The sequence below is a fragment of the Bacteroidales bacterium genome (genome assembly GCA_018334875.1).
Taxonomy (GTDB): domain Bacteria; phylum Bacteroidota; class Bacteroidia; order Bacteroidales; family UBA12077; genus JAGXLC01.
Map to the genome: position 1 here is coordinate 1 of JAGXLC010000136.1, position 10,089 is coordinate 10,089.

Annotated in this window: 10 protein-coding genes; 6 read left to right on the forward strand and 4 right to left on the reverse strand. The window is 41.0% G+C overall.

Annotation, left to right across the window (positions count from 1 at the left end):
- Positions 1–275: 275 nt before the first annotated feature.
- Positions 276–755 (forward strand): hypothetical protein, encoded by a 480-nt coding sequence (locus KGY70_11595; GenBank protein MBS3775824.1) that lies wholly within the window; start codon positions 276–278, stop codon positions 753–755.
- Positions 756–970: 215 nt separating this feature from the next.
- Here the strand turns inward: KGY70_11595 and KGY70_11600 are convergent, their stop codons facing one another.
- Both KGY70_11600 and KGY70_11605 read right to left on the reverse strand, forming a co-directional pair.
- Positions 971–2,080, reverse strand: a complete 1,110-nt coding sequence (locus KGY70_11600) for a radical SAM protein (protein ID MBS3775825.1) — start codon at positions 2,078–2,080, stop codon at positions 971–973.
- Positions 2,081–2,176: 96 nt separating this feature from the next.
- A complete protein-coding gene (locus KGY70_11605) occupies positions 2,177–2,746 on the reverse strand; it encodes a hypothetical protein (protein ID MBS3775826.1) in 570 nt (189 codons plus the stop codon).
- 436 nt (positions 2,747–3,182) lie between these two features.
- Here KGY70_11605 and KGY70_11610 point away from each other — a divergent pair, with 436 nt between their 5' ends.
- Entirely contained in the window at positions 3,183–3,578 is a 396-nt protein-coding gene (locus KGY70_11610; GenBank protein MBS3775827.1) for a class II SORL domain-containing protein, read from the forward strand.
- A gap of 253 nt (positions 3,579–3,831) precedes the next feature.
- On the opposite strand, the gene KGY70_11615 is transcribed toward KGY70_11610, so the two are convergent.
- On the reverse strand, positions 3,832–4,284 hold the full coding sequence (locus KGY70_11615; protein MBS3775828.1) for an Lrp/AsnC family transcriptional regulator: 453 nt from the start codon (positions 4,282–4,284) through the stop codon (positions 3,832–3,834).
- Between the two features lie 251 nt (positions 4,285–4,535).
- Between KGY70_11615 and KGY70_11620 the strand changes: the two genes are divergently transcribed.
- The 3 genes from KGY70_11620 (at position 4,536) to KGY70_11630 (ending at position 7,916) form a co-directional block, all read left to right on the forward strand.
- Positions 4,536–5,255, forward strand: coding sequence for a sulfite exporter TauE/SafE family protein (locus tag KGY70_11620; protein ID MBS3775829.1), 720 nt, complete (start codon positions 4,536–4,538; stop codon positions 5,253–5,255).
- A 151-nt stretch (positions 5,256–5,406) separates the two neighbouring features.
- The gene (locus KGY70_11625; protein ID MBS3775830.1) at positions 5,407–6,831 is read left to right on the forward strand and encodes a right-handed parallel beta-helix repeat-containing protein; all 1,425 of its coding nucleotides are present in this window, start codon (positions 5,407–5,409) and stop codon (positions 6,829–6,831) included.
- A 2-nt stretch (positions 6,832–6,833) separates the two neighbouring features.
- A complete protein-coding gene (locus tag KGY70_11630) occupies positions 6,834–7,916 on the forward strand; it encodes an endonuclease (GenBank protein ID MBS3775831.1) in 1,083 nt (360 codons plus the stop codon).
- On the opposite strand, the gene KGY70_11635 is transcribed toward KGY70_11630, so the two are convergent.
- Positions 7,870–9,315 carry an HD domain-containing protein gene (locus tag KGY70_11635; GenBank protein MBS3775832.1) on the reverse strand — a complete coding sequence of 482 codons (1,446 nt, stop codon included), beginning with the start codon at positions 9,313–9,315 and terminating at the stop codon, positions 7,870–7,872. The genes KGY70_11630 and KGY70_11635 overlap by 47 nt on opposite strands.
- 266 nt (positions 9,316–9,581) lie before the next feature.
- On the opposite strand from KGY70_11635, the gene trxA reads away from it, so the two are divergent.
- Positions 9,582–9,944: a thioredoxin gene (gene trxA, locus KGY70_11640; protein ID MBS3775833.1), complete on the forward strand. Its 363-nt coding sequence runs from the start codon at positions 9,582–9,584 to the stop codon at positions 9,942–9,944.
- The last annotated feature ends 145 nt before the right edge of the window (positions 9,945–10,089 follow it).

The following is a 10,089-nucleotide window of genomic DNA, read 5'->3' on the forward strand; positions in this document are numbered from 1 at the left end:
GCGTAGAAAAATGCTATGATTTTCTAATGAATGCCGATTATGTGAAGGCGGATTATTCCAACTAAACGTATTTGGCTTATTTGAATACAAAAACTGTCCGGCAAATTCCGGGCAGTTTTTTTTGTTTTAATCTTTTCCTGGTTCGTGAGTAGAAACTGCGACAACCCCGTTTAAATAACACCTTTCTGCCGGGAAATTTTCTTATTCTTCAAACCTTTTTTTTATTAAGTTGTTATGATATTGAAAATTTTGTTTAATCTTAAAAAACTCGAATTATGAAGACAAAAAGTATTGTTTTATCAATCATGTTTACAGCCATTTTATTTATGACACAGGCGAAATCTTCCTATGCACACTGTGAAATACCCTGTGGCATTTATGGCGATTCCCTGCGCATTGAGCAGATCGAAGAGCACATCAGAACCGTTGAAAAATCAATGAATCAGATTAAAACCCTTTCAGAACAAGGTGATAAAAATTACAATCAACTGGTTAGATGGATTACAAATAAAGAGGATCATGCCAATAAGATACAGGATATTGTCAGTCAGTATTTTCTACATCAAAGAATTAAGCCCGTGGAACCATCCAATGAAGAGGCTTACGAGCGGTATGTAACCCATCTTAAGCTGTTGCATGAAATGCTGGTTTATGCCATGCAAGCCAAACAGACCACTGATCTGACGTTTATTGACAAAATGCGGGAGACGGTGGACAAGTTTGAAGATTCTTATTTTCATTCGCATGATCACTAGCACCGGTTTATCCGGATGTCAATTGATGCACAGAACTACAAATCCCCATGTTATAATTTAAAATAAATATGGGGATTTTTCAATTGCTCCTTTATCTCATTTTTTGGAAACTCTTCTCAATTGAATAACCGGTTATTGTAGATTTTCGTCGATGGCCGGATAAGTTTTGAAATTTGAGGATTTGGTACTTACAATTGGTTTAGCCCTATATCCTTTCAAGCACCCTGCACATTCAAATTGGTCAGGCCCATTCTGTTGGCATGCTGAATGGCTTGGCGATACTCCTGGTTGGTAATGCGCCGATTGATCTGAGGATATTCATCAGCCTCATAATTAGGCTGATATTGCGCCATCAAATGAAAGTAGGTATCTTTGGGCAGATTATCAGCAACCCACGCAATAACTTCCTTTGTTCCGCTCACATCATTGGGAAGAACAAGATGTCGTATCATCAGACCCTTATACATAAGTCCGTCATTTGCAGGTTTGGCCACACCAACCTGACGATGCATTTCCAACAGAGCAGCTTTTGCCATTTCGGGATAATCGCGTGCTCCTGATGAATATTTGGCAGCCATGCTGCTCCGGAAATATTTGAAATCGGGCATGTAAATGTCTACAATGCCATCAAGAAGCTTCAACACTTCCACCTTTTCGTACCCACTGGTGTTATATACAAGGGGGAGACGCAAACCTTTTCCGGCAGCTTTATCCAGTGCAAGCAGAATATGGGGTGAATAATGCGTGGGGGTTACTACGTTGATATTTTTGCAGCCTATTTCCTGCAACCGAATCATCATAGCAGCCAGATCATCAATGCTTCGTTCCTTACCCCTGCCTCCCATGCTGATCTCCCAGTTGATACAGTAAACACATCGAAGAGAACAGTGGGTCATAAAAATTGTTCCCGATCCTCCCTCACCTACCAGCGGTCTTTCTTCTCCGAAATGGGGATGGAATGAAGAAATCACCAGTTGAGAAGTGGACCCGCAATCGCCTTTCTGGCCATCCAGGCGGTTGTTTTCGCATTCCCTCGGACACAGGTCACATATATTCATCATCTCCCAAAGGATCTGACCCCGCCGCTTCAGTTCACCGGAGCGGTGAAGCTCCAGGTACCGGGGTTCGAAAGCGGAGTTAGAAGATAGCGGGATTGCTGATTTAGCAGCAACACCTGAAGATTCTGACTGAAAACGGTATGATCTGGAGCTATCCAACCAGGAATAGGCCTTGGCGGAAGGTAAAAGAAAAAAAGCCAGCCCGCCGAGACGCCTTAAGAAATTTCTGCGTGAAGGAGAAGGGTATGTGGGATGTTGAATTGCCATAGTTTTGGGTGTGTTATTTTATGCATTCGGTTTAAAAAATTCACATTTAATTTTCAACGTTTAAGATATATAATTTTTTAGACGGGTTTACTTAAATCAATAGTTTTTCCAACGGAAATCATCCGGGTTCATTACGGTAATATTTTCGCCATACTGGGTCAACACCAACAGGCCATGTTTTTCTGCCAGTTCATAGCTGTCTGATGGTATAATCATGCCTGCAACCGCTCCTATGATCTTTTTATCTCCATATTCAGTAAATAATGGTTTAAATTCGGACAGTTTCCGGTTAACAAAGTCCTCAACATCATCGGGATGGAGCTTGTATTTTACTTCGATGACAATGATATATTCCTTATTATGAAGCACAATGTCATATTCTCCCTGTAATTTTTTGGATTTCCTCGCGAGATGATCCACTTCATTATATTCAATACCAAAGATAGCTTTCCGGGATTCCAGGCCTCGTCTGAAAAATTCTTCGGCAAAAACCTCACTATTCTCGGAGACACCCCCATAAAGGTTTGCCAGCTTGTCGATCTTCCGGTCGGTTTCTTTGAATTGTCTCTCCGTTTCCTTAAATATCTTCCATACATCATTGAAGGAAAAAGGTTCCCCATATTCCGATAATGGTTCGTTTGTTCTGTCTTTATCTTTTTTGCTCATATTTATATTTCTTTCTACAAAGATATAGGTTTTTATTTTAATCGTCCTTTTTCTATAAAAAACGGTAAGCAACAGACAGATATTTTTATCCTTACAAACCACTTTAACTCTGCTGAAAAACCTGGCTTTTCACTTCAATGCTATTACAAAAAAATTATTTAAACCCAATTAAAATTACCTATTTCCCGAAAAAGGACTTCCATTTCTTTTTCATATTATCTAACTTTGAAAAGAAAATTAATTAGAGTCTGTCTATAATATTCGCTGGCTGCGTTACGCTCGTTTTTCATGCCAGTCGATTACATCAAGTAAACTCCTGGCATTCAAAACTCGCAAGCCTTGCCAGCGAACATTCTAGACGAGACTCTTTCAAATTTCTTTGACTTTATGGACAACACTAATTAACATTAAGAATCTAACAAAAAAGGAGTTGATTATGGCAACAATAGGAGAAATGTTTCAAACCGCAAACTGGAAAGAAGAAAAGCATGTCCCGGCAATTGAATGTCCGGATGAAGTGGGTGCCAACGAAATGTTCCAGGTGAAGGCATCTTTGGGCAAAGAAATTGCCCATCCGAATACCACGGAACACCATATCCGCTGGATACAACTTTATTTCAAACCTGAGGGCGCCAAATTTGCCTATCACATTGGTTCATTTGAATTTGCAGCTCACGGTGAATCAGTGGATGGTGCCAATCAGGGTCCTGTTTATACCAACCACTCGGTTGTTTCCGAATTCAAAACAAGCAAATCCGGGACATTGATTGCAACATCTTACTGCAACATTCATGGGCTCTGGGAAAATTCAAAGGAAATAAAAGTGAAATAACCTTTGCACCTGGCTGGATAAGAACTCAAGATAAAAAGCCGCCGGCATAATTTATGTCTGGCGGTTTTTTTTTATATCAAATGGTTACATTGTACCATTGTTAAATTGTTATTAAAGCTAATTCATATCTTTGTTCCCGGCTATTAACTATTCTCCGGGACCCAACATCGAATACCTGAAACCCTACTCCCGAACTCCCATACTTTACACTCTCTAAGCTATTTGCTTTATGCCCCTCGCTCCAGGCTCTAAGCTATACTCTTGGCTCCAGTATCCGGTCTTCTATTGGAGTCGACAAAACAATGGAAGTATTCGGTACCCCATATTCAATAAACCGATTGATGAGCTTTTCCAAATGTGAACTCTCGCTTAGCGCAACCTTGATTACCATATTATCGCCTCCTGTAATGCGATTTACTTCAATGACCTCAGGAATGTCATGCAATTGTTCAACAAATTGCTGAATACTCCCCGGATTCATTTTAAAATGAATAATGGCCATCAGTGAATATCCGATCTTTTCCAGGTCGAGTTTCGCCTGATATCCCTTTATAATACCATTCTCCTCCAATTTCTGAACCCTTTCCTTTACAGCAGGTCCGGTAAGCCCTATTTTTTTTCCCAGTTCTGTATAGCTTATCCTGGCATTTTTCTGAAGCTCCAGAAGGATTTTCCTGTTATAGACATCATCTACTTTATATTCCATAGAAAAAGATCATTATATTTTTACTTTTTAAAGTTAAAATGCAAATTTCTTTTAATTTCTAATGAGATACAAGTATATACCTGTTAATTTTGCATAAAATTTGAGTCCGGTATAAAAAGCTAAATATTAGTTGATAAGGCTCTAAGCGGCTCCAGTAGATGCCTGAAATTCAATAGATAGTTTTTGTATAATTAGCTAAAAATAGCCGCTAAGAGCCTTTTTAGACTAGACTCAAATTTGGGATCAAAAGTATGGAAACAGTTCAACTGATCATATTGGTGCTCGGTGTAGGCCTGGGATTTTTCGTGCAAACTGTGGCAGGCCTTGCAGGCGGACTCTTTGCACTCCCTATTATCCTGCAGGCATTCCCTATGCAGGATGCTGTGGCTTATTTATCCATTTTTCTTTGCATTTTCAGTATTCTGATGGTATTCAAAACCTGGACCCAAATCGATAAAACCATTGTAAAAGAACTGGCGGCAGGAATTATTGCTGGATTGGGAATGGGAGTGCTCTTACTGAAAACAGGCAATCCCATGGTTTTAAAAAAAATTTTGGGTGTATTCATATTGCTTTTCATTGGTTATCATTTGATCAGCAATAAGAAGATTCGGCTGCCGGGAAAACTGGGTATTCTTTTTGGACTGGCAGGAGGATTTTTTTCCGGTGTTTTTTCTGCGGGTGGACCAACCTATGTCATCTATGTTTACAATAAGATCCATTCCGCATCCGTATTCAGAGCCACAATTATTGGAATCCTTAGTATTACCAATATCTTAAGGATACCCATGCTGATTGCTTCCGAAATTCTAACGACTGATATTCTGATTCACTCGCTTTATATTCTCCCGATTTTCACAATAGCTCTTTTCTTCGGGAACCGTATATATGGAAAAATCAACGAAGTGCTCTTTAAAAATATATTATTCATTCTTTTGGCGGCTTCAGGAATTTCCCTGATCGTGCGTTAATACTTGATTTACCATCATACAGAACAGCAGTAATTCGCGCAGGTAAGGGCAATTTCCTGAAACCCCAAAAATTCACTTCACACATTTCCATTTTTGAAAATTTTGTCCAATCTTTGTTAATGATATTCAAAATTTTCTAAACCAATAACAGGTGCTAGGAAGAAAGCATTTCATTATTTGGCCGGTCATCCTATCCGTTTTGTGTGGATTCTTGACCTCATGTGAGGAAGAGGGATTTATTGACGATCCTTCCGTCAGGCTCAGCTTTTCCACAGACACATTGATGTTTGATACGGTATTTACCACCATCGGCTCAGCAACCAAAAAATTCACTGCCAAGAATCCGTACAATAAAAAAATCAACATACGCACCATAAAACTTGCCGGAGGCAAAGACTCTGATTATCTACTTAATATCAATGGCACCCCAACCCACTCAATGTCTGATGTTGTCCTTAATCCTCATGACAGCCTTTACATTTTTGCAGAAGTCACCATCAAGCCCAACAACGACAACAATCCCCTGATGGTTAAAGATTCGGTGGTCTTCAACATAAATGGGAACACGCAGGACATCAAACTGATAGCCTGGGGCCAGGATGTGCACCTGATAGATGATGAGGTGCTCAAAACACAGACCTGGGAAGCGGATAAACCTTATTTGGTGTACAATTCAGCATTGGTGGACACCCAGCATACCCTGACCATTGAACCCGGCACCCAAATTCACTTCCACGCAAATTCCCGATTTTATGTAGCAGGCACCCTCATCAGCGATGGCACCAAAGAAAATCCCATTCTTTTTACCAGTGACCGGCCGGAAGAGGATTACAGCAATATCCCCGGGCAATGGGACGGCATTTACCTTATGCCGGAAAGTAGCAACCATATCATCAATTATACGAACATCAAAAATGCCATTACCGGGATACAGGTGGATACCCCGGGAAATACTGCATCTCCTGCCCTTACTTTATCGAATTCAAAGATTCAACACATGACTTATGCCGGTATTTATGCCCGGGGAAGCACCATCAAAGCATACAACAATGTGATCAGTGATTGTGGCAATTACGCGGTAGCACTTACATCGGGGGGATCTTATGAATTTTACCACACCACCATCGCAAATTACTGGAGCGGCTCAACAAGAAGCACCCCTTCCCTGCTTCTAAACAACTATAATGAGAAAAAGCAGGAGAGCGCGCTAAAAAAGGCCCGTTTCAACAACTGTATCATTTATGGGAACAATATATATGAAATCGGTGTCGACTCTTTAGAATCTTCAGGAGTAATGAATTATAAGTTTGAGCATTGTCTGATAAAAACCGGCCAGGAATTCCAGCTTGCAGACCATCATTATGAAAACATCATTAAGAATAAAGATCCCGGATTCATTTCACCGGAAGATTACAATTTCAGGCTTGATACATTGTCACCTGCCATAGATGCAGGAGATGTGCAAACCGGAGAGCGGTATCCGAGGGATATATTGAAAAACAGCAGAAACTCCGATGAAGCCCCGGACCTGGGAGCTTACGAATACATACCGGGAACCGGAAAACAGGAAGAATAAACATGAAAACCAATCTATATATATGGATGGTATTATTTTGGATAAACGGGTTTTGTCTGTCCTCTCTTTTTGCCCAGGAGCAAGCTTCTTCATTTGACCCGGAGAAAAGCAGGACCTTGCGTGTGATGTTCTACAATGTTGAAAATGCTTTCGACACGGTCAATGCTCCGACGGCCGGGGATGATGAATTCACGCCCGGAGGCATCAGACGCTGGAATTGGTATAAATACCGCAATAAAATTGACAAAATGTACAAGGTCATTGTTGCTGCAGGCGGATGGGAACCTCCCGGACTGGTGGGTTTTTGTGAAGTTGAAAGCCGAAAAATCCTGGAAGATCTGGTTCATCATACGCCATTTTCCAAATATCAATACAAGATCATACACAATGAATCACCCGACTTCAGAGGAATTGACGTAGCTGCAATTTACCGGGAAGATAAATTCCAGCCTGCCGGCTTCCGTTATATCTCCGTACCATTGGCAAAACAATTTGAAAGCACCCGGGACATTTTGTACATCAAAGGTATCGTTCCCTCTTCCGACACCCTTCACATCTTTTTCAACCATTGGCCCTCCAGGTGGCAAGGAGCATTGCACAGCCGGCCTAAACGAATAAAAGCCGCACAGATCCTGCGATACCATATTGATTCCCTTCTCAGGAAAAATCCTGAAGCTTTCATGGTTGTAGCCGGGGATTTCAATGATACACCGGAATCCGTAAGTTTGGTGAAATATTTGAAAGCAGAAAACGCGCAGAATTCTATAAAATCCGATAAATTGTATAATCTCTCCCGTCACTGGGAAAAACTTTCGTATGGATCTTATAAATACCAGGGTGTATGGGAAATTTTTGACCAGTTTATTGTCTCGGGGAATTTGCTGACCCCAAATAGCGGTTTACACACCTCACCCCAAAATGCACATATCATGCTCACCCCGTTTTTGGTAACAGAAGATGAAAAATATACCGGAACCAAACCCTTCCGGACGTATTCAGGTTACCGGTATATTGGGGGATTCAGCGATCACCTGCCGATCATTCTCGATCTTCACCAGCATCAGCCCGGTGGTTCTCGGTATTAACAGGGGTGAGCCCGAGTTCCTTTCCCTTTTCCAGCATAAACCGGTAAGCTTCGTTGTAATTGTTGGAGATTTTTCCATCAAGAATGGCATCCTTAATGGCATTTTTGATGATGCCCACATGCTTTCCGGGTTTGATACCGAAGGCATGCATAATGGTTTCTCCTTTGATGGGAGGCTGGAAATTCCTGATGCGGTCCTTTTCTTCAATCTCTTTCATTTTTTTCCGTACACGGCGAAAGTTACTGAGGAATTTTCGAACCTTCTTCTCATTTTTAGAGGTGATATCGGCTTCGCAAAGCAGCATCAGATCTTCAACATCATCTCCTGCATCATACAACAGCCTTCTTATAGCGGCATCCGTTACTTCTTCATCCACCAGCGCCATTGGACGTAAATGCAGAGCCACCAGTTTTTGCACATATTTCATTTTCTCGTTCATAGGCAGGCGGAGCCTTCTGAATATCTCAGGAATCATTTTCCGGCCCACATGATCATGGCCATGAAAAGTCCAGCCATGCTCCCTGAAAAATCTTTTTGTCGGTGGCTTCCCAATATCATGCAATAATGCCGCCCACCGCAGCCAAAGTTTATCACTCATTTTACCAACATTCTCCACCACTTTTGCGGTGTGAAGGTAATTATCCTTGTGCTTCAGATCCTCCCTTACTTCAACTCCTTTCAAACGGGCAAGCTCCGGAAAAAACTCCTTCAAAAGACCCGTATTTTCCAGATGAATCAGCCCAACAGAAGGCCCGGGAGATAACAAGATTTTGTGCATCTCCTCTACAATGCGCTCATTGGAGACGATTTGTATGCGTTCAGCATGATCTGCAATGGCTTGATAGGTTTCATCCTCTATCCTGAAATTAAGCTGTGATGCAAACCTTACTGCCCGCATCATCCTTAACGGATCATCAGAAAAAGTCTGTCCGGGATCAAGTGGGGTACGAAGTGTTTTATGCTTCAGATCTTTGAGGCCTCCGAAAGGATCTACCAGTTCCCCGTAATGGTTTTTATTCAAACAAAGCGCCAATGCATTGATTGTGAAATCTCTTCTCTTCTGATCATCTTCCAGCGTACCGTTTTCAACGATGGGTTTTCTGCTGTCTTTTCGGTAAGACTCACTCCGCGCCCCTACAAATTCAACCTCAACATCCCTGTATTGTAACATAGCCGTGCCGAAGTTCTTGTAAACAGCAATATTTTTAATTTTTAATTCATGAGCCACTTTCCGGGCCAGTTCAATACCACTTCCAAGCACTACAATATCAATATCCTTTGAGTCGCGGCCCAGGAAAATATCCCGGACATACCCGCCTATTGCAAAAACGGAGAACGCATTGGGATCAACTAAGTCTGACACAACTTGAAATATAGGATGATTAAGACTTTTCTTCATATTTAGATATGACAATTTGTTCAAATTTTGTGTCAAAATTTCTTTACGTATTTGGACAAGGCAAAATAAATATTTTTTCAGAAAATATGAATTTAAACTGCATTATTCAAAACGAATCCCGCTGGTAAGCGGGATTCGTTTATGAATGATCCAGGCGAAAAACAAACCACTAAAATTTTGGTATAGGGTTTGCAATATTCATTACGAACATTTAAAAATATAAATTGTTAGATACCTAAATTGTTAATAGAAAAAACGAAAGTGTAATGATTGAAAATTTAACCAAAGAGACATTCAAAGAGAAAGTTTTTAACTTTGAAGAAAACCAGGAATGGAAATTTGAAGGAGATAAACCGGCCATCATTGATTTTTATGCAGACTGGTGCCAACCCTGCAAGATAGTAGAACCGGTGCTGGAAGAACTTTCAGAAGAGTATAAAGGAAAAGTAGATGTTTTCAGGATCGACACTGAGGATCAGCAGGAATTGGCAGCGATGTTTGGGATAAAAAGCATCCCGTCAATCCTGTTCATTCCGCAGGCAGAACAGCCACAGATGGCTCAGGGTGCCTTGCCAAAAGACACACTCGAAAAGGCCATAAAAGATGTATTGAAAGTAGAAAGCAATTAAATTGCTTTTAACCTGCATTATTAAAAAACGAATCCCGCTTTCAGCGGGATTCGTTTTTTAATGTAGGATGGTTTGCGGGTAAGATGCCTGCAAGACTGCGTTAGCTTCGGTTGCTTACGCTAAAGCTTCAGCGACAGGGGGTGGA